This is a genomic window from Bacteroidota bacterium, from assembly GCA_030706565.1.
In the GTDB taxonomy this organism is placed as follows: Bacteria; Bacteroidota; Bacteroidia; order Bacteroidales; family JAUZOH01; genus JAUZOH01.
On sequence record JAUZOH010000023.1, the window covers coordinates 1 to 20,338 of the forward strand.

The following is a 20,338-nucleotide window of genomic DNA, read 5'->3' on the forward strand; positions in this document are numbered from 1 at the left end:
AATAACCTCAATAAAAGCCCGGATGTTCTCAGTTGGCACATTCTGGGGCATTCCGCCGCCACAGGACCAGATCATCCTGCTTTTATCCTGAACATCATTCCACATTTGCTCAGTCGCCGTTGCAATCTGTTCCGGCGTGCCGGTAGCCAGTACATCCCTTGGCGGTAAATTGCCCAGTAATGCGATCTCCGGCCCGGCCAGCCCCCGGATCTCATTGACGGGATGTTCAAAACTGAAATTGAAGAGGTTCACTCCTATCTCCTGTAAAAACGGCGTACTCACCAGTCCCTGTGCATCATTATGAAAAAACCTGACTTTATTTTCAAACGCATGGAAAATCGGAGTTAAATAAGGCACTACAAATTCCTTACACTCCGGCTCACCTACAAAACCGACAATATCATCCAATATGAAAATGCCGTCAATTGAAGGGAACGTCTCTTTCTGAAGCTGCAGCCAGTCGATGGTAAACTCAGTAATGATCTTTAAAAGCTGATGGGTCTCCTCGGGATTCATCATCATAGCCATCATAAATTCCGTAGTCCCCATCAAAAATGAGGCAATGTTCAATGGACCGCGGGCAACGGCAAATTTGATTTCATGGCCACATTGCTGCATCATGGATTGACAGGTTTCCAGCCGCTGGATGGCGAAGGGCAACAAACCATCAGTGTTAACATTAGGTTTTTGCAGTGAAGAAACCTGCGAAATATCAGTAATTATCTTACCGGCATGGGGAAGGTTAAGCTTGTTGAAAACAAGCTTTGAGCCAAAAGCCGAGGGCTCGGTACACATGCCGTATTCCGACCAGAAACCCGGCAAAAACATGACTTCAGGAAAGGTTTCAATCGCCTTTTTGTTGGCTTCAAACCATAAAGTATCCGAACTATAATATTGAAGGCTGGAAATATTGTTCCATCCCGGCAACCAGGGACTGTCAATAATAAATCCTATTGGAGTAACAGAAGGTTTCTCTCCCTTTATTACAGCCAGTAAATCATTCCATTGCTGATGTGTCATTGAATTATGTTTTTGGTTCTTTATCAGATAAAAAAAGTAAATTTACTAAAAGCAGAATATGTTAAAGAAATTCCCTTCAAACAAGTTTTTAATTCTGATTCTGGAAAATCAGATTTTAATATTAAGATTTTAAATAAAATCAAATATAAATGTTTTCTATTTTTGTAAACACTTAAAATTTCATGAGTTTGAACTTGTGAATTTAATTTATTTACGGATAAGATATGAATCCGATTACAACATTTTCTTACAATTTTCAGGATTTAAGCCTGACACGGGAAAATGTAGGAAATGCAATGGGGTACGAAAACGAAAACATTCCGGAACCATTTCCTGCGTTAATTGACGAATCCCTTTCTATGGCTGAAAAGCTGTGTGCCATTGAAGGAGGTTTCAAATATTTCGAGCAGGTAAAATTCGATCAAAACCAGAAAATAGTCAAGATAGATTCCATTCCTTTTTATGTACATAAAATAATATTCAACCAGTTAAGAAAATCAGAAAACGCAGTCCTTTTCCTCTGTACAGCCGGTCCGGGAATAAGCAATTATTCTAAAAGACAAATGGCCGACGGTGATATGATAACAGGTTATATTTTGGATGTAATCGGCTCACTGATTGTAGAATCAGCTATGGATAAGATTCAGCAGGAATTGGAAACTGCACTTTCATGCAAAGGATTGCACATCTCAAATCGCTTCAGCCCAGGATATTGCGGATGGGATGTTGCTGAACAACATAAATTATTTTCCCTTCTCCCGGAAAAATTCTGCGGAGTACAACTTTCAGAAAGCGCCCTGATGTATCCTATAAAAAGTGTCAGCGGAGTTATCGGGATTGGAACTTCGATTAAAAAGCATAATTATGCCTGCGGCCTGTGCGACCAGGATTTTTGTATATACCGTAATCGTAAAAAACAAACAACAATTCATCATTCATAAACCTTAATTTACTATGGAAGAGATACTGGAAAAAATTGCCCACTGTGTCGAATTTGGAAAAATCAACAAAATTTCACCCTATCCTCCGGATATGAAAGGGATGGACGGAGCCGATGAGCTTACGAAACTTGCCCTGGATAGCGGGGTTCCGGTACAGGATATCCTGTCAAAAGCTCTGATTTCAGGAATGCAGAAAGTTGGGGTTAAATTCAGGGAGAATAAAGTATTCGTTCCCCAGGTTTTAATGTCGGCAAAGGCGATGAACACAGCCATGGTACACCTGAAACCTTATTTTGCCTCAGGTACCGTACAACACAAAGGAACTTTCATCATCGGTACCGTAATGGGTGATCTTCACGATATCGGCAAAAACCTTGTTGCCATGATGATCGAAGGTAACGGCTGGGAAGTAATAGACCTGGGAGTCGATGTTAAACCCGAAAAATTTATAGAAGCAGCCTCTCAGCACCCTGGCTGCACCATCGGCTTATCGGCTTTGCTTACCACAACAATGGAAAATATGAATATTACCGTTAAACAGCTGAAAGAGAAAGTTCCAGCTTCAAAGATATGTATTGGCGGAGCCCCGGTAAATCAGGAATTTTGCGACAAAATCGGCGCCGATTTCTATTCTGCTGATCCCCAGGGCGCAATTGAGTACCTCAGCACCCTGGTTGCATAGTAATTTTATATATTTGTTCTATTATTGACATTAATTAGCAGACTAAAATTAATTCAAAAGACTGAAGAAACCGAAAGTATGACTGATCTTTCATTAAAAGAGTCATAAATACTGCATAAGCTTGGGAAATATCAGGTGGACAGCCTGATATTTCCCCATTTATTGGGGATGTCCACTTTTTAAATTGGCAGGTTCTCCAAACTTTTACCGCCAGCAAAAGAATGAGGTGTTGCAATTAGATCTGCAAAAGAAACACCGGCCAGTTTATTAAATGTATATTCCCGGATATCTTTAAACGTAAGCCTTATAGAACAAGTAGCCTCCTCTTTGCAATGCTCGCAGGGTTTATAATATTTTTCTGAAGTACAGGCCAGCCAGGCAATGCTTCCTTCGAACAACCTGATAATTTCCAATAAACTAATATCTTTCGGTTTTTTCACCAAATAATATCCGCCGCTTTTACCAAGTCTGCTGCCTAAATAACCGTTTTTCTTGAGTTCCAGTAAAATAGCTTCCAGGAAGCGCTTGGGTATCATTTCACTTTCTGCAATGGTATTGATCGTCAGAGGCTCTTCACCATAATTCCGTGAAAGCCTCACCATCGAAAGCATTGCATATCTTGTTTTTTGCGTTAACATACTTAACCAATTTTACTAATATGTTTTAATTGTTCCAAATTAACAATTTTCATCTGTTTTCCGTCAGTCTGAATGATATTTTCATTTTGCCATTTGGATAAGGTCATGATTACATTTTCCGTTGAACAACCGGCAAACTCAGCCATTTCCTTTCGGGTAAGCGACAAGTTGAAATTCGTACAGTGATAAACATCAGAAGAAAGATATAACAAAATGTCTGCAATTCTTCCCTCCTTCTGTTTGTATGCCAGGCTGATGAAATTTAAGACAGCCGTTTTAAACATTGAGGATGCAACCTGGGAAAGCATGATCGAAAACTTGGCATTCTTGCACATGATGCTCACCAAAACGGCAGCATCAATCAAGGTTACTTCGCAATCTTCAACGGCAATAAACGAAAACAGATTGTTGTCCTTATAAACCAAATTGGCCCCGCCCAGAATTTTAGGAGCGGAAACAATAGTAAGAATCAGATTCTTATTAAGTTCATTCTCATAATTGAATTTAACTATCCCCTTCTCAAGACAAACCACGTGAGTGGATAATCCGCCCTGCTTCAGAATGGTTTCACCCCTTTTAAAACTCAGGGTTACCGAAGTTTTTATTATTTTTTCAAACTCTTCCTTTGAAATGAAACGTAATGAAATTCGCCTGAACCATTTAAATTCCGGTTTATCGCTCAAAGACATGGTTTAAGTATTAATTTTTCGATTCATAAACATGAAATATTTCATGTTTGCAAGTTAAAAACTGAATGTAAATATACACTAATTCGATAGACTTAATGATTAATTTTGATAGAAAAATATAAACATCATGTCTATTAATAAAATTACAATTAAAGGAGGTTTTGGAAAGGATGGAAGTCCGGAAAAAGTTCCAGTATTTGACCTTGTCATGGGAGATATCGTCAGTATTGTAGGCCCCACCGGTTGTGGGAAAACGACATTGATCAACGATATCGAGTTGTTTGCAAACAGAAACACTCCCTCGGGCAGGCAGATTCTCATCAATGATGAACCCATTCCTGAAGATTTTTCTTTTGACCCGGCCAAACACCCCATTGCTCTGATTTCGCAGCATACCAATTTCCTTAGCGATTTACCCGTGGGCGAATTTTTGACCATTCATGCTACAGTCCGCGGTGCCCAAAACATTGATAAGGTCATTGACGAAACCATCGAATTTGCAAACCAGCTTACCGGCGAAGCTATCGTGAAAGAAACAACCATGACTGAATTATCAGGCGGGCAAACCAGGTCTTTGCTCATTGCAGATGCAGTGATTATAGGAAACTCGCCGATCATTCTTCTCGATGAAATAGAAAATGCAGGGATTCACAAAACCAAAGCACTGGAGTTGTTGAAGGCATATAGGAAAATTTTTGTCTTTGTTACCCACGACCCCACCATTGCTTTATTGTCGGATTTCCGGATTGTAATGAAAAACGGAGCCATGCAAAAAATCATCGTTTCAAGTACCGAAGAAACGAAAGTCGGAAATAAGCTGAAGCTTATTGATGATGTCATTCTTCACTACAGGAGCCTCATCCGTAAAGGTGAAGAATTAGATGTGGAACACCTGAATAAAATATTGGTCTGATCAGACATGCACTATGAAACCTGCACGATATGCAGAAACTAACATTAAAACTGACCTATACATCATTTAACCATAAGCATTTTAATTGTACCTTTTTAAATTTAATTTATAAACATGAAACTGATAATATTTGCCGGGCCGCCGACCTGCGGTAAAACAACCGTAATCAGGCAGGTAATTAAGCGAATAATCAACCGAAAACTAAAGCCCGCTTACGTGAAGATTGACGTGCTGTATGCCAATGAAGACGAAAAAATCAAAGAAGAATTCGGCATTCCCGTTAAGAAAATCTATTCCGGCGAACTTTGCCCCGACCACTGCAATGTCGTCGTCCTCGACCAGGTAGTGGAATGGGCCGACAACCTCGGGTCTGACTTTCTTTTCGTTGAAACGGCAGGCCTGTGCCTCCGATGTTCCCCTTATGTTGAAAATTCTCTGGGACTCGTTGTGCTTGAAGCAACAAGCGGGATGAACCTCCCACACAAGATTGGCCCCATGTTAACACTTGCCGACATTAGCGTAATCACCAAAATAGATCTTGTTTCCCAGGCCGAACGCGAAGTTTTCCGTTACAGGGTATTGGAATCGGCCAAAGGTATTTCGGTGGTAGAAACCAATGCTCTATATGGAATCGGAATCGATCCCATCGTAAAAAAGATCCTGAACAGTCCGGATATCCAGTTGCCCATGTACCTCCGGGGAAATCCGCCTGTCGGAACCTGCACAATCTGTGTGGGGAAGAAAGAAATCGGGGCTAAAAACCATTTCGGCGTACTGCGTACCATGGATAAAGAACTTTTTTATGTCGGAGAATAAAATGGCCAATAAAGTATATTTGGATAATGCAGCCACCACCCGCGTGGATGACCGGGTATTGGCTGAAATGTTGCCCTATTTTAGCGATACCTGCGGCAACGCTTCAAGTCTGCATTCTTTTGGGACAAAAGCCAAAGAAGCACTGGATAAAGCTCGACAAACCATAGCTTCGTCAATCAATGCCCTGCCCGAAGAGATTGTCTTTACTTCAGGCGGGACTGAAGCCAATAATTTTGCTTTAAAGGGCATAGCCTTTGCAAATCGCGGAAAAGGCAACCACATTATTGTCTCGTCCATTGAACACGACTGTATTCTTCATTCCTGCCAGTGGCTCGAAGATCAGGGATTTTATGTTACCTATCTCGATGTAGACAATGAAGGCCGGGTAAATCCGGACGAATTGGAAAAAGTGATCAATCCCAAGACCATTCTCGTTTCGGTGATGCACGCCAACAACGAAATTGGCACCATTCAGCCCATTGATGAGATTGCGGCCATCTGTAAGGCCCATCAGGTTTATTTTCACTCGGATGCCTGCCAGTCGTATGGAAAAATCCCCATAGATGTCAACAAAACAGGCATTGACCTGCTTACGATCAACGCCCACAAAATCTATGGACCGAAAGGAGTAGGTGCTTTATACATCAGAAAGGGAGTTAAAATCAATCCGCTTTTGCACGGCGGAGGACAGGAAGGTGGTTTTCGATCTACTACTGAAAATATTCCCGGAATTATAGGTTTTGCCAAAGCTGTTGAACTGTGCATGGCTGAAATTGGAGAGGAGCCGGAACGGCAAAGAAAGTTGAGAGACAAACTGGCAAATTTCCTGTCCGACAATTTCGAAGATGTATATATCAACGGCCCAACTGGCAACAGGCTTTGCGGACATTTGAACTTTAGCTTTCACGGGATGGAAGGAGAAACCATCCGCCTGCTGCTTTTATTGGATGAACAAGGGATAGCCGTTTCTGCAGGTTCCGCCTGTTCATCGAACGATCAAACCCACAGCGCTTCTCATGTCCTGCAGGCTATCGGCCTTAATCAATTTGAAGCCCGGGGCGGCATCAGAATATCGCTAGGCCGTTTTACGACCAGCGAAGACATAGATTCTTTCTGCAATGCCCTAAAACAAATAGTTAAACAACTTAACCCAATTTTTTCAAAATTATAAAAATGGAAACACAAACGACAAAACATGTAGATGCCAAAACACTTCTGCCCGGGCTTAATTGTGGAGCCTGCGGCTACAAATCATGTGAAGGGTTTTCGTCGGCCATTGAAAGTCAGGAAGCCGATATCAAAAAATGCATCCACCTGAAAGCTTCCTCAACAAACGGCCAGGAAATGCAAGGAAATTGTTTAAGTTGTGCCGGAAGTGAAAACCTGGGCCAACGACTTGGATGGAAAGACAGCCAAAAACGCGATTTCGATTTCATCCTGGATATATTTGAAAATGAACCGGGGCCCAAGGAAACTATTTTACCCTACAACCCTACCCTGGTAAAAGAATTGGGAATAAAAAAAGGGGATGTCATGATTGGCAGGCCGATGGGAATGTCATGCGGTTGCCCGGTTACCCATTGCGGAGTGGTGACAGATGTAGACCCGCGCAACGGGGTTATTTACTGGTGTGTTACAGGTCCGCTGAGGCCCAGAACCGAAGGTTTTATTGATATCGGATTCTATGTATCCCAGGCTTATGAAGGAATAATCAAGGAATCCAGACAAAAAATAGAACTGGGACACCGCTATTGGTTCCTGCCGCGAAGATGTATGCTGCAATGGAGGCATAGCGGCCTGGTAAACGCAGTGACCAAATTAAAAGATGGCAGTTATAAAGTCAGGGTTGAAGGATTATTAATTGGGTAATCTCCTCTGCTCAGAAATAGCAATATTTAAAAAATGACGCATTTCTTCTGATATGTGTCATTTTTGTTTTTGGTATTAAAATATAGCATGTTACATATCCAATTTCATACCGTTTTTAGGTCTGTCAAAACTACCTTGTTTGTGGTATAATAAATACCATATCGCCGGTATTTCAATAATGATGAGGTTTTTCAATCTTTGTACCGTAATAATTTAAAAACATCACGATATGAAGACAACAGTAAAATTTAGAGAGAGAAGCCGCAAGCCGGAGAGAAATTTGAGTAGAATAATGTTGATCATGTTAATGATGATGTGTTGTTACATGAATGCAAATGCACAGAAACATAATGAAACCATCAGCATATCCGGGACTTCCTATACCTATCCATTAATCGAAAAATGGATAAGCGAATATTCCAAATATAATCCGGAGGTGAATTTTAAGCTGGTCAAGAATCCTGGGAAAAATGAAAAAATCGACTTGAAAATAATTACAAGTACCCAGAATCAAAATGAAGTTAAAAATACGGACAGCCTGGTAATAGTAGGGGAAGTGGCTTTGCTGCCCATAACCAGCAAAAAAAACCAGGGATTTTCCAAGCAATTTAAAAAAGGTTTTAAACAACAGGAATTAAAGGATATCTTTTTGAAAAAGGAAGAAGAAGTCTGGGAAGAGGATGCACCAAAAAATAAAATCACGTATACCGTTTATACCAAGTCTCCTCAATCATCTTCTGCTCAAATCCTGTCAAAATATTTTGGAAAGCCTGCAAATAACTTAAAAGGAGTTATTGTGGCCGGGGATGACAAGTATTTAATTAACTCTGTACTTAAAGATTCTACAGGAGTTGCATACAACAGTCTTGGACTTGTTTACGATTTAACAAACCGGTTGCCTGTAAATGGAATCAAAGTGCTTCCCATCGATTTGAATAACAATGGACGTTTAGAGAAAAATGAGGAAATTTATGATAACCTGGATCAGGTGATTTCATACCTCGAAAACAATCCCAACAAAAGCATTCCCACTGATGTCATCAGCTTTGTGTATGCAGGCAGCGAAAACCAGGAAGTGGGAAAATTTGTCAACTGGGTAAAAAACAGCGGTCAGAATTACAACCATCTCTATGGATTCCTGAAAAACAGCAACGAAAGTTTAAATGTTCTGACCGTTCAAAAATAGATTAGCAGGATTCATTATTATCAGTTATAAACTAAATCAGGTTAATTTGCATGTTTGTCAGTAGTAGTTTGTCTGATGTCTCTATTCTTTTACCTATTTTCAAGAAAAAATAGAGGTATCAGGCACTACTTGTGCATATTTTTTAACAATCAATTTTAAATTCCTATTTTAATTTATCCCTCAATATCAAGAAGGTATTGACATAAATACCTGTATTCTTTCTTTTAAACAATCACATAAAAAACGATCAATTATGAAACAAATGCTGCGATGTTGTTGCTGAAAAAGCAACCCGGAAAAACTATAGTAATTTAGAAAAATTAAATAGATTATTTATTTTATAACTATCTGAATATGAAAGAACATCATTACATAATAAATAAAATCATTTTATTACTTTTATTTATCTTACAGGCGGGATGGATAACCGCCCAGCAGTCGAATACAATTACAGGTACCATCATTGATGCTAAAACACAAGAGACCCTGATCGGAGCAAAAGTCAGTGTTAAGGGTCATCCAGATGGGACAGTCAGCGATGTAAAAGGAGAATTCAGCTTAAAGATTAACCAGCCTTTGCCGATTACATTGGTAATAAGTTCCATCGGTTACAAATCGCAGGAAGTCGAAGTATTCGGCATCGAAAGTCTGTTCATTTCCCTGGATGCCGTTACTAACCGTCTTAATGAAGTTGTTATTACCGGTTATAGCAGCCAGGAAAGAAAATTCATTACCGGTTCCATAGCATCGGTGAGTTCCGATGTACTTAAGGATAATGAATCAGTTCCGGGCTTTAACCAACTTTTGCAAGGGAAAGCGACGGGTGTACAGGTTTTGTCTAATTCCGGTGTCCCCGGAGGAAGTTTGACTTTTAGAATTAGAGGGAGCAACTCCATCAATGCAGCAGTCGAACCCTTGTACATTATCGATGGTGTTTTTATCAGCAGCAGTAATCTCATTCAGACAGGCATGGGCAACCAGGCAGCATCAAACCCGATTGCAGATATCAATCCTGCAGATATTGAATCAATAGAGATATTGAAAGATGCCAATGCCACAGCCATTTATGGATCATTGGGAGCTAACGGTGTTGTAATTGTTACTACCAAACGGGGAAAAGTAAATCAAAAAGCCAAAATTGAGTTTAATGCTTCGCACGGATGGTCCAACTTCATTAAAAAGTATAAGGTGGTATCCGGACCTGAATATGCAACCTTGAAAAATGAGTCTTATCATAATACAGCAATAGCCCAAGGTATCTCTTCTGCATCCATCGTTTTACCATTTACTGACCCTTCATCAGTTCCGACTTACGACCGCATCAGCGGTTTATTCAGAACAGCGGCCACCTCCAATTATGAACTTTCGGCCCAGGGTGGAACGTCAACAAGCACGTATTATGTGGGAGTGGGCTACCTCCGACAGGAATCTATCGTCAAGCCATCCGATTTTGAAAGATATTCCGGGAGGTTGAACTATGACAACAATCTAACCAGAAAATTAAAAGTAGGAACCAGCCTCAACATTACAAGAACTTGGAGAAACGTAAGCAGCAATGACAATAACCCCCAGGGAGTCATCAACTCTGCACTATACCCAAAGTCATATCTTCCTGTTTATAATGCTGATGGTAGTTATGCTAAATACGGAAGTTTTGACAATGCTATTGCTTTAATTAACAATCTAGATAACAATGCAGTAGGATGGCGTACCACTGGTAACGTTTATGGGGAGTATGCCTTTCTTCCAGAATTAAAATTACGCAGCACCTGGAGTTTAGACGATGACGATTTATCAGAAAATGATTATTCAAACACACTCATTAGCGCAGGCTATGCAACAAACGGTGAAGCCGACGCATACAGTGCAAAAAATATTGTTTATACCAATGAACAGGTTCTTAATTTTATAAAATCTTTCGGCCAAGGCAAAAAGCATAACATCAATGCTTTGATCGGAAACACGTTGAATACCGTTCAGGTTCAATCGACCAGTGCTATCGGAACAGGATTTGCTTCAAACAGTCTGAAAGACATATCCGTTGCGGCTTCTACTACGGGATCCTCTTCAAAATCGGAGAGCAAACTGGTTTCCTTCTTTGGTAAAGCCACTTACACCTACAACGACAAATACACAGTCGATGGAAGTATCCGTGCTGATGCCTCATCAAAATTTGGTAAAAACAAACGTTGGGGATATTTCCCGTCGGCAGGTATTACCTGGCATGCCAGCAAGGAAGATTTTGTCAAGAAACTGGGGATTTTCGATGAACTTAAATTCAGGGCCAGCATCGGGTTATCAGGTAACCAGAACGGTATAGGCGCTTATGCAGCTCAGGGATTATGGTCAGCCGGATATAATTACATCAACCAGGCAGGTACAGCACCCTCACAGTTAGCAAACCCGGACCTTACCTGGGAAACTACCCGTCAGACAGATTTTGGGACTGAATTCGAAATTCTTAAAAACAGGTTGAGTATTGACATCGACTATTACGATAAATATACCTATGACTTGCTGCTGAACGTACCGGTACCTTACCGTTCCGGGTTTACTACCTACCTGCAAAACTATGGCGCAGTCAGCAATAAAGGATTTGAATTCAGCTTTCATTCAGCCAATTTCGATAATCCTAAAGGTTTCAGCTGGACGACAGATTTCAATCTTTCAACAAACAAAAACAAAATCGAAAAGTTAGCCTCAGATATTACCCTAGGCGCTTCAGGGCGTAATACTTCGATTTTGCGTAAAGGATATGCCATCAATTCGTTCTATCTCTTCAATCAATTATATGTCGATCCTCAAACCGGAAATGCAGTTTACGAAGATGTGAAAAAGGATGGAATCCTTACGGCTGATGACCGCACAGTTGTAGGGAATGCTTTGCCGGATTATACAGGGGGACTTACCAATACCTTTTCCTATAAGAGTTTCGACCTGAAAATATTTGTTTATTTCCAACATGGCAATAAAATAATGAATATGAATGAATTCTTCATGGTTCATGGGGGAACACAAAACAACATCGGCTTTTTAAAACGCCAGTTGGAAAGATGGCAGAAAGCAGGCGATGTAACAGATATCCCAAGGCTGATCACCAGCTATTCCGGAGATCCTTCAACAAACGTAAACGGAGGTTCGGCCAATAACTATGGCGGGGTTGTTGCAAACCGTTCTACCCGTTATCTGGATGATGGTTCCTTTGTCCGGGTAAAAGATATTTCACTGGGATACTCGATTCCGGCTTCCCTGACTTCCAGACTGCACATCAGCAGGGTAAGAGCATACATATCCGTTTCAAACCTGCTCACTTTCACCAAGTACAGAGGTCTTGATCCGGAAATAAGCTCTCAAAGCAACAACCAGAACACTGCCGGATACGATTGGGCAACCGTTCCTCAGCCCCGTACCATCCTGACAGGTATTAATGTCTCATTTTAATTTAAAAGTAAAAAGTTATGAAACATCCATATAGACCTTTAATCAATATATTTCTTCTTTCAACTTCCTTATTATTTGCCTCGTGCAATAAATATCTGGAAGAAAATCCGGAAAATGCCATTACTACGGAGAAATCTATTACCGATGCAGGAACTGCAAGAGCAGCTATTCTTGGTGCCTACGATGCATTGCAGGGCTATTATGCCGGAGATTTTCCGACTCTCGGTGCAATTACGGCAGACAATGTAACGTACAACGGATCGCTTTCCCAATACCTGCAATTAGACCAGAATGCAATCCCTTCGGATAACGTGATCACTGTTGATGCTTATCAGAAAATTTATAAAGCCATCAATTCGGCCAATTCCGTGATTGCTTACGTGCCCGGCGTAACGGACCCCACCTTAGGCAGCGATGAAAAAAATAAAATTCTGGGTGAAGCCTATTTTATCCGTGCCCTGGGTTACTTTGACCTGGGCAGAGGCTGGGGAGGCGTACAACTGCAATTGAAGCCCACTTCTGATCTTTCAGTTTTAAGCGGAATCAAGAGAAGTACACTCGATGAAACTTATGCCCAGGTGCAGACTGATTTGAAACAGGCCGAAAGCTTATTGCCTGAAGATGCCACTACCAGAAACCGTGCACAGAAAAGCACTGCCAGGGCCTTGCGGGCAAGGCTCGATCTTTATCGCGAAAACTGGGACAGTGCCGAATATTATGCAACCCAGGTAATTAACAACACAAAATATTCATTGGTCAAGCCCTATAAATTGTTCTTTACTTCACCTTTTTTAAGTTCAGAATCGGTGTTTGAGTTGACCTTCACATCAAATGACCAGAATGGTTTCTGGAATTTATGGTATCCGGTTTCTTTGGGTGGCCAATATACCTTAAAACCTTCTGATTCCTTCATTACGAAAATCAATGACCCGAACATCGGAGGTTCCAGGAAAAGTCTGATTGCAGCCAGCAAAACCAATGAAATTTACGGCGCCTTGTACAACACCAGTGCAACAAGTACGGATCCTGCCTATGTCATCCGGATAGCTGAATTATACCTGATCAGGGCTGAAGCCCGTGCCAAAAAGGATAAACCGGATTTAGCAGGAGCCATCAGTGATCTTGACCTGGTAAGGGCAAGAGCCGATGTTCCCGGAACCTCTGCAACTACCCAGTCCGACATAATCCAGGCGATTGAAGATGAAAACAGTATAGAATTTGCTTTTGAATCCCATCGCTGGTTCGATCTGTCCAGGACTAAAAGAACCGGTGCTGTCCTGGGAATCACCAATTCCAATTATTGGCTCTTCCCCATCCCTTCTTCAGACATTCTCTCTGACCCGGATGTGACACAGAATCCGGGCTATTAATGAACAACATTAAATAAAGCAGGTTCCAAAAATTTGGAACCTGCTTTAAATTAAAAATTACCTACAAATGAAACAAACAAGTTTGCAGATTAAACACAAACATCAATGGAAATAGCAAACATGGAGTTCCATACGTCTTTTAAAAATAAATTATTAAGTATGAAAAATAAATTATCCCGGGCAGGATTAATAATCCTATTATTTGTTCTGTCCATCAATCAACTTTATGCCCAGAGCAGCTATTTGTTCAGCAGCCGGAATTTTGATAAAAATATCCCGACACCCGAACAGTTTTTGGGTTACCCCATTGGATCACACTTCACACGCTACGACAAAGTCGTGGAATATTTCAGGGAACTTGCCAGGCTTTCAAATAAAGTAAAATTTAATGTCATTGGCAAAACGCATGAAGAAAGGGATTTGGTGATTTTAACCATTTCTTCGTCAGAAAACATTTCGAAGCTTGAAGATATCCGGACAACCCATCTGAAACTTGCCGATCCTTCCCAGCCGGAACCCGACTACGATAAACTACCTGCCATCGTATACCTGGGCTACGGCGTACACGGAAACGAAACATCGAGTACGGAAGCCTCTCTCCTAGCTGCATATTACCTTACGGCTTCGCAGGATGCAGAAATACAAAACTATTTAAGCAAAGTTGTTGTTCTTATCGAACCTGCCTTAAATCCGGATGGAAGGGACCATGCAGCAAACTGGCACAATTCGTGGAAATCGTTCCCTCCGACTTCTGATCCGTTGGATCAGGAACATGTTGAGGACTGGCCCGGAGCCAGGGGAAATCATTACTCCATCAACCTCAACCGTGACTGGTTAAATTTAGTTGCTCCTGAAAGTCAGGCCAGAATTGCTTTTTACCACCAGTGGTATCCCAATATTTTTGATGATTACCATGAAATGGGCACCAACAGCACTTATTATTTCGAACCATCAAAGCCTTACAGTACCTGGAATCCGGTAACTCCAACCTCTACCTATGAAAAATTAAATGTCATCCTGGCTGACCATTTTTCAAAAGCTTTGGACAAAATAGGTTCCTTTTACTTTACCAAGGAAGAATTTGATAATATTGCGCCGATCTACGGCTCTACCTACCCGGATATTACCGGAGGTGTAGGGACAACCCTTGAACAGGGTAGTTCCCGCGGACTGGTTCAGGAAAGTAAAACCGGTAAAGTTACCTTTCCCTTTACCATCAGGAATCAGTTTGTAACCAGCATAGCCACCGTAAAAGCAGCTTATGATGAACGGATTACCTTTTTGAAACATCAAAGGGATTTTTATACCTCTGCGCTCGATCTGGCAAAAAGCAATCCAGATAAAGCCTTTGTTTTCGGAGATAAAGCAGATCAGTCGCTGACTCAGAAATTTCTTGATTTGTTACTAAGGCATCACATCCAGGTTTATGAACTGTCTAAAAATCTTTCGTTAAACAATAAGAATTTTGAAGCCGGCTATGCTTACCTGGTACCAACACAACAACCACAGTATCGCCTGGTACATTCCATATTTGAAGAAAACCATACTTTCAAAGATTCAATCTTCATGGATATTACGGCTTGGTCATTGATCCATGCCTACGGTATTCAATATGCCAAAATCAAAGATCAAAATTTCAGTAAAGGCCAACAGGTTAATGAAGTTAGAAAGCTAAACGGCGGCGTAATAAATGGGCCCACGCAATATGCATACCTGCTGGAATGGACAGAATTCAATTCATATAAAGCTTTATATTCATTGCTTCAAGCCGGCATTGTTGCAAAAACAACCTTTAAGCCCTTCACAACCCAAATCGGCGGTGCACAAAAAGAATTTGGATACGGAACCATCGTCATCCCGGTAGCTACTCAATCTATCTCAGCAGATTCGTTATACAGGTTAATTGAAAATGTCAGCAAAGAAAATAGCCTTACCTTTTATAGTGTCAATACGGGATTTAGTATTAAGGGTATTGACTTGGGCAGTGAAAATATCAGGGCGGTCAAGGAACCCAGAGTTGCTATCCTGTCCGGACCAGACACCTATTCTACTGAAGTCGGCGAAACCTGGTTCGTCTTGAATCAATATCTTGGCGCACCGGTCACAAAGCTTAATACTTCCCTGCTTGATCGCGCTGATCTCGACAAGTACAACACGCTCGTCATTACCAACGGGTTTTATGACAATCTGGGCAAAAACAGTGAAAAGATCAAAAAATGGGTGGCCCAGGGTAATGTGCTGATCACCTTTGAAAAAGCATCTGAATGGGCCGTAAAACAAGGGCTTGTAGCTGAAAATCTTCTTGATACCGCCAAAACTTTGCCGGATAAGGAAAGAATTGATTTTGTAAATGCCTATGAGCATGAAGGAAGCAAAAGATTAAGCGGTTCAATTTATACGGTAGATCTGGATATTACCAATCCCATCGGTTTTGGGTTTAGAAACCGCAGTATTTTTGTGATCCGCGATGAATTTACTTTATTAAAACCCACAAAATCTCCCTGGGGAACAGTTGCAAAATATACAGCAGATCCCCTGGTGAACGGATATGTGTCAAAGGAAAATATAGCAAAGATTAGAAATACTTCGGCCATTGATTATGTGAATGTTGGGGCAGGAACCATTATCCTGTTCTCCGATAATCCAAATTTCAGAGCCACCTGGCCCGAAACCAGCCGCTTATTCCTGAACTCGGTATTGTTCGGCAATCACCTTGACAGACAAAACAGGTATTGATTTTAAATAAGTTAAGTCAGGCAGAAAGAAGAATTTCCTTCGGGAAGTTCTTCTTTTTTTGTTTTGCAAAACTGAGTTGATTGCGAGTTCTGGCAAAATTTTAAATCATAAAAAAGTAAATATTAAGTTCAATAATTTTACTTTTATATCAGAATCAGGCCATCAAAATCTGCCTTAAGAGAATAAAACATGAAGTTAAGAGAATATTTTTCTGTTGCTTTCTTCCTAATTTGCTGTTCCGTATATGGGAAAGTGAATATTTATCATGACTTTGATAACTTTTATCTGGGATCGGACGCTTCAGTGGTTTACTGTTTCATTCAGGATAATATGGGTTTAATCTGGATGGGAACGGACAGGGGGCTATACAGCTACAACGGGTACAATGCTGAAGCCCATCTCTATGTTCCTAAAAACAGCGACATAAAAACGGGGATAAGGATAAATTGCGGCATATTACTTCAAAAAAATCTTTTGTTTCTGGGAACCGATAACGGAATTCTTCTATATAACACGATAACCGACCAATATGAAAATCCTGAAATTTCCTTTGGGGCTGATATCCGTTCTCTGGTTCTTCACCGGAATCAACTTTGGATCGGGGCACAAAACGGACTTTATTGCTACAATATCATTGGTGGAAAGATACAAAAGCTGATTCGCAAGTATGATCATGGTATTCCGCACCGCACCATTTATTCGCTGTTAAATTCAACAAACAATACCTTATACGTGGGAACCTATAATGGATTTTGTTATCTGGACGAAAAACTAAATTGTTTTCAAAAGATAGAGTTGCCCATATTATCAAAAAAGAATAATCTCCTGGTTAATGCTCTCTATGAGGATACAAGGCGAAGGTGTATCTGGGTGGGAACCGAAGGTTATCTTTTTTGTTACTTCCCGGCCACCCATAAAGTGGAATGTGTCAAAGCGCTGAACGGCAATTCCATAAAATCGCTGGCAGCAGACAACAGCCACAATTTACTGGTTGGCACGGATAACGGATTATATATTTATTATCCGGAACAAAAATCGGTAATGCATGTTGTTCACGACTCAAGAGATGTCAAATCCTTGACAAACAATATAATAGAAGCAATCTATATGGATAAGTACCGTAATGCCTGGTTTGGAACCGATTACGGCGTTTCGCACTATCGATATAATAAAAATTACAGTTGGATACTGATTTCTCAGATCACCGGTTCGGGAGATGGTAATCAGTTGAAGTGTATTTTCAAGGATTCCAGAAAAAATCTGTGGTACGGTGGCACCAACGGACTGATATTCAGTCCTTCAGCAAACGAAAAATATATCTGGTATAAGATGGGAGATGACCGCTACCCCATTTCTCATAACCAGATCCGGGATATATATGAAGATCATGGTCATCAACTTTGGGTCGCTACGGATGGTAGTATAAACCGGTATAATTTCACTAAACACCAGTTTGTAAGGTACAACATTGTTGACAAAACAAAAACCCGTAATACCAACTGGTCATACCAACTATTTGAAGATAAGCAAGGCAGGCTGTGGATTGCAACCTGCCTGGGCGGGATATTTGTAGTTGACAAACAGAAATTGTTGGCAAATACTAGTCCATATTATATCGCTGAAGAAAATTTCTACCAGCACAAAGGAAGAGGTGGCTTGTCAGATAATTATATTTTAAAGATAATCAGCGACAAAAGAAATAATATCTGGGCACTGACCTACAACAACTGGCTTGATAAAATAAATCCCCAAACTGGAGAAGTCAAGGAAATCAAATATACAGAATCACACATTGCCAATGGCAGTTCCTATAGCCTGATTTGTGACCGGGAAGGATATGTTTGGGTAGGTTATTTTGGTGGTTTGAGCCGGATAAATCCGGTTAACAACAAGGTTGAACCCATAAAAACCGATATTTTCAAAGATATACGGGTCCGGTCGCTTTCCGAAGAAAATAATCATATTTGGATAAGTGGCCCGGACGGAACCTTTGTTTTGAACAAGCGGAACCTTCAACTTCAACATGTCCGTATCATAAGCAAAGACTTTTCGTGCAGTTTTTATGATGCTTCTTCCCAACGGCTCTATCTGGGAGGAGTAGACGGGTTTGCCGTTTTCCCTTCGGATATAATCAGAAAAATCAATCCTGTTCCCAGTCTGGTTCTTACGGGAATATTGGTAAACGATAAGTTCTTGCAGGCAGGGAAAGATTATAAAGGCGCAGGAATACGAAATCTAAAGGAAATAACTTTAAGTCACGACCAAAACAACGTCAGTTTCGAATTTTCCAATCTGAACTATTCACAGGATGAAGACACGAAATTCATCTATTATCTTGAAGGAGCCGACCACGTGTGGAGAACCTTAAGGAATTATACCAACCGGATTTCATACACCAATCTTTCTCCGGGAAATTATATCCTGCACATCGGATTACCGACATTGGACAACCGTCCCGTTAACCTGCTCAGTTTTTCACTGACTGTACGTCCTCCCTGGTACTACAGCCTTTGGGCAAAGATAATTTATGCCTTACTGTTCACCGGCTTTGTATTGTGGGTGATTCGTTATTTTCAGGACAAGCATCTGGCTAAAATTGAGCGAATTAAACGAAAAAAAACACTTGAACTTACCCGGATGAAAATTGACTTTTTTACCAACGTGTCGCATGATTTTAAAACGCCTTTGAGCCTGATTTTGGGCCCTGTAAGCCAGCTTTTGTCTGAAACAAAAAATCCCCAATTAAAAAAGCAACTTAATCTGGTACGGAAAAATGCGTTGCACCTGAATTCACTCATTCAGCAGGTTATAGGCTTTGAACGGTTAGACGGTTCTCCTGCAAATACATTGATTCTTTCACAAGTAGAATTCGTAGAATTCTGCCGCGGCATATTTTCCATTTATCAGGATGCTTTCCGCACAAAAAATATACAGGCAAACTTTATCCCGAAAGTTAAAATATTGAACCTGAACATTGATGTCGTTAAGTTTGAATCGATTATCAATAATCTTCTTTCAAACGCTTGTAAATACTGCAATGAAGGAGGAAAAATAGAATTTGGACTGAAGGTTGATGACAAATATATTTTGCTTTCGGTTTCCGACACCGGCATAGGGATTCCGGAAAAAGATATACCCTTTGTTTTCGACCGCTTTTTCCAGTCCGAAAAGACTAAAAATAAGCTGGAAGGAACAGGAATAGGACTTTATCTGGTAAAAAGCTATGTTGAACTGCACCAGGGTAAAATATCCATCGAATCCAAAGAAGATAAAGGAACTAGGGTTAACATCAGTTTCCCCATTCAGGAACCGGTTTCTGTATCCGAATACATTTCCGGGAATAATCCGGTTTACGATGAAACTATACCTGTAGAAACGGATAAACCCCTCATTCTGATCGTGGAAGACAATGCAGAGGTTTGTGATTTCATCCTTCAGGTATTGCAACCTGTTTATCGTTGTATAACCGCCCACAATGGGAAAACCGGTCTGGACTCAGCGCTGTCCGGCAATCCCGACCTGATTATTACCGATGTGATGATGCCCGTGATGGATGGCTTGGAAATGTGCAGGCAGTTGCGTAAAAATAAGGAAGTTTCGCTCGTACCGGTTATTATGCTTACGGCCAAAGATGATAAAACCACCCAAGAAATGAGTATTAAAATGGATGTAGATGCTTTTATTCCCAAACCATTCGATACGGAATTGTTGAAATTAAAGATCAAACAATTACTGAAAACGAAAGAAAAAGTGAAAGAAAAAATAAGGATTGATGCCATTTCTACCCCAACAACCATTGAAGCTCAATCCTGGGATGAAAAATTTCTAAGTAATATAACAAACATAATTGAAGATAAAATTGCTGATGTCGATTTAAATGTAACCCGCATCAGTGAGATATCCGGAATAAATTCCAAACAAATTTACCGGCATATCAAACAGCTTACGGGGCTTACGCCGGTTGATTATATCCGCACTATCCGCATGAAAAAGGCAGCCATGCTCCTGGCCCAACAAAAATTCTCCGTTTCAGAAGT

General features: G+C 40.7%; 14 protein-coding genes. 11 read left to right on the plus strand and 3 right to left on the minus strand.

The features are described 5' to 3' along the window. A partial coding sequence (locus Q8907_02655; protein ID MDP4273159.1) for a uroporphyrinogen decarboxylase family protein occupies window positions 1-1,020 on the minus strand: 1,020 nt, incomplete at its 3' end. Between the two features lie 224 nt (window positions 1,021-1,244). On the opposite strand from Q8907_02655, the gene Q8907_02660 reads away from it, so the two are divergent. Together Q8907_02660 and Q8907_02665 are read left to right on the plus strand one after the other, a co-directional pair. Further along, entirely contained in the window at window positions 1,245-1,961 is a 717-nt protein-coding gene (locus tag Q8907_02660; protein ID MDP4273160.1) for a vitamin B12 dependent-methionine synthase activation domain-containing protein, read from the plus strand. Window positions 1,962-1,974: 13 nt separating this feature from the next. Further along, complete coding sequence (locus Q8907_02665) at window positions 1,975-2,643, plus strand: corrinoid protein (protein ID MDP4273161.1); 669 nt, start codon at window positions 1,975-1,977, stop codon at window positions 2,641-2,643. 179 nt (window positions 2,644-2,822) lie between these two features. Here Q8907_02665 and Q8907_02670 read toward each other — a convergent pair whose 3' ends face one another. Together Q8907_02670 and Q8907_02675 are read right to left on the minus strand one after the other, a co-directional pair. Further along, window positions 2,823-3,281 (minus strand): Rrf2 family transcriptional regulator, encoded by a 459-nt coding sequence (locus Q8907_02670; GenBank protein MDP4273162.1) that lies wholly within the window; start codon window positions 3,279-3,281, stop codon window positions 2,823-2,825. Between the two features lie 2 nt (window positions 3,282-3,283). After that, on the minus strand, window positions 3,284-3,970 hold the full coding sequence (locus Q8907_02675) for a Crp/Fnr family transcriptional regulator (protein MDP4273163.1): 687 nt from the start codon (window positions 3,968-3,970) through the stop codon (window positions 3,284-3,286). Window positions 3,971-4,097: 127 nt separating this feature from the next. Here Q8907_02675 and Q8907_02680 point away from each other — a divergent pair, with 127 nt between their 5' ends. The 9 genes from Q8907_02680 to Q8907_02720 form a co-directional block, all read left to right on the plus strand. Next, window positions 4,098-4,883 carry an ATP-binding cassette domain-containing protein gene (locus Q8907_02680; protein MDP4273164.1) on the plus strand — a complete coding sequence of 262 codons (786 nt, stop codon included), beginning with the start codon at window positions 4,098-4,100 and terminating at the stop codon, window positions 4,881-4,883. Between the two features lie 114 nt (window positions 4,884-4,997). After that, entirely contained in the window at window positions 4,998-5,699 is a 702-nt protein-coding gene (locus Q8907_02685; GenBank protein ID MDP4273165.1) for a GTP-binding protein, read from the plus strand. After that, entirely contained in the window at window positions 5,686-6,870 is a 1,185-nt protein-coding gene (locus Q8907_02690) for a cysteine desulfurase family protein (GenBank protein MDP4273166.1), read from the plus strand. Before Q8907_02685 ends, Q8907_02690 begins: the two co-directional genes overlap by 14 nt. Window positions 6,871-6,872: 2 nt before the next feature. Continuing rightward, window positions 6,873-7,568, plus strand: a complete 696-nt coding sequence (locus Q8907_02695) for a (Fe-S)-binding protein (protein MDP4273167.1) — start codon at window positions 6,873-6,875, stop codon at window positions 7,566-7,568. 229 nt (window positions 7,569-7,797) lie between these two features. Then, a complete protein-coding gene (locus tag Q8907_02700; GenBank protein ID MDP4273168.1) occupies window positions 7,798-8,754 on the plus strand; it encodes a hypothetical protein in 957 nt (318 codons plus the stop codon). A 354-nt stretch (window positions 8,755-9,108) separates the two neighbouring features. Beyond that, window positions 9,109-12,195 carry a TonB-dependent receptor gene (locus tag Q8907_02705; GenBank protein ID MDP4273169.1) on the plus strand — a complete coding sequence of 1,029 codons (3,087 nt, stop codon included), beginning with the start codon at window positions 9,109-9,111 and terminating at the stop codon, window positions 12,193-12,195. Window positions 12,196-12,212: 17 nt separating this feature from the next. Beyond that, window positions 12,213-13,565: a RagB/SusD family nutrient uptake outer membrane protein gene (locus Q8907_02710; GenBank protein MDP4273170.1), complete on the plus strand. Its 1,353-nt coding sequence runs from the start codon at window positions 12,213-12,215 to the stop codon at window positions 13,563-13,565. A gap of 159 nt (window positions 13,566-13,724) precedes the next feature. Next, a complete protein-coding gene (locus tag Q8907_02715) occupies window positions 13,725-16,301 on the plus strand; it encodes a M14 family zinc carboxypeptidase (protein ID MDP4273171.1) in 2,577 nt (858 codons plus the stop codon). A gap of 189 nt (window positions 16,302-16,490) precedes the next feature. After that, window positions 16,491-20,338 (plus strand): two-component regulator propeller domain-containing protein (locus tag Q8907_02720; protein MDP4273172.1); only part of this gene is annotated, 3,848 nt, incomplete at its 3' end.

Excerpts from the sequence above, each read along its gene's own strand:
- Q8907_02660 (MDP4273160.1), top strand. The coding sequence starts at position 1,245 with ATGAATCCGATTACAACATTTTCTTACAATTTTCAGGATTTAAGCCTG.
- Q8907_02665 (MDP4273161.1), top strand. The coding sequence starts at position 1,975 with ATGGAAGAGATACTGGAAAAAATTGCCCACTGTGTCGAATTTGGAAAA.
- Q8907_02670 (MDP4273162.1), bottom strand. The coding sequence starts at position 3,281 with ATGTTAACGCAAAAAACAAGATATGCAATGCTTTCGATGGTGAGGCTT.
- Q8907_02675 (MDP4273163.1), bottom strand. The coding sequence starts at position 3,970 with ATGTCTTTGAGCGATAAACCGGAATTTAAATGGTTCAGGCGAATTTCA.
- Q8907_02680 (MDP4273164.1), top strand. The coding sequence starts at position 4,098 with ATGTCTATTAATAAAATTACAATTAAAGGAGGTTTTGGAAAGGATGGA.
- Q8907_02685 (MDP4273165.1), top strand. The coding sequence starts at position 4,998 with ATGAAACTGATAATATTTGCCGGGCCGCCGACCTGCGGTAAAACAACC.
- Q8907_02690 (MDP4273166.1), top strand. The coding sequence starts at position 5,686 with ATGTCGGAGAATAAAATGGCCAATAAAGTATATTTGGATAATGCAGCC.
- Q8907_02695 (MDP4273167.1), top strand. The coding sequence starts at position 6,873 with ATGGAAACACAAACGACAAAACATGTAGATGCCAAAACACTTCTGCCC.
- Q8907_02700 (MDP4273168.1), top strand. The coding sequence starts at position 7,798 with ATGAAGACAACAGTAAAATTTAGAGAGAGAAGCCGCAAGCCGGAGAGA.
- Q8907_02705 (MDP4273169.1), top strand. The coding sequence starts at position 9,109 with ATGAAAGAACATCATTACATAATAAATAAAATCATTTTATTACTTTTA.
- Q8907_02710 (MDP4273170.1), top strand. The coding sequence starts at position 12,213 with ATGAAACATCCATATAGACCTTTAATCAATATATTTCTTCTTTCAACT.
- Q8907_02715 (MDP4273171.1), top strand. The coding sequence starts at position 13,725 with ATGAAAAATAAATTATCCCGGGCAGGATTAATAATCCTATTATTTGTT.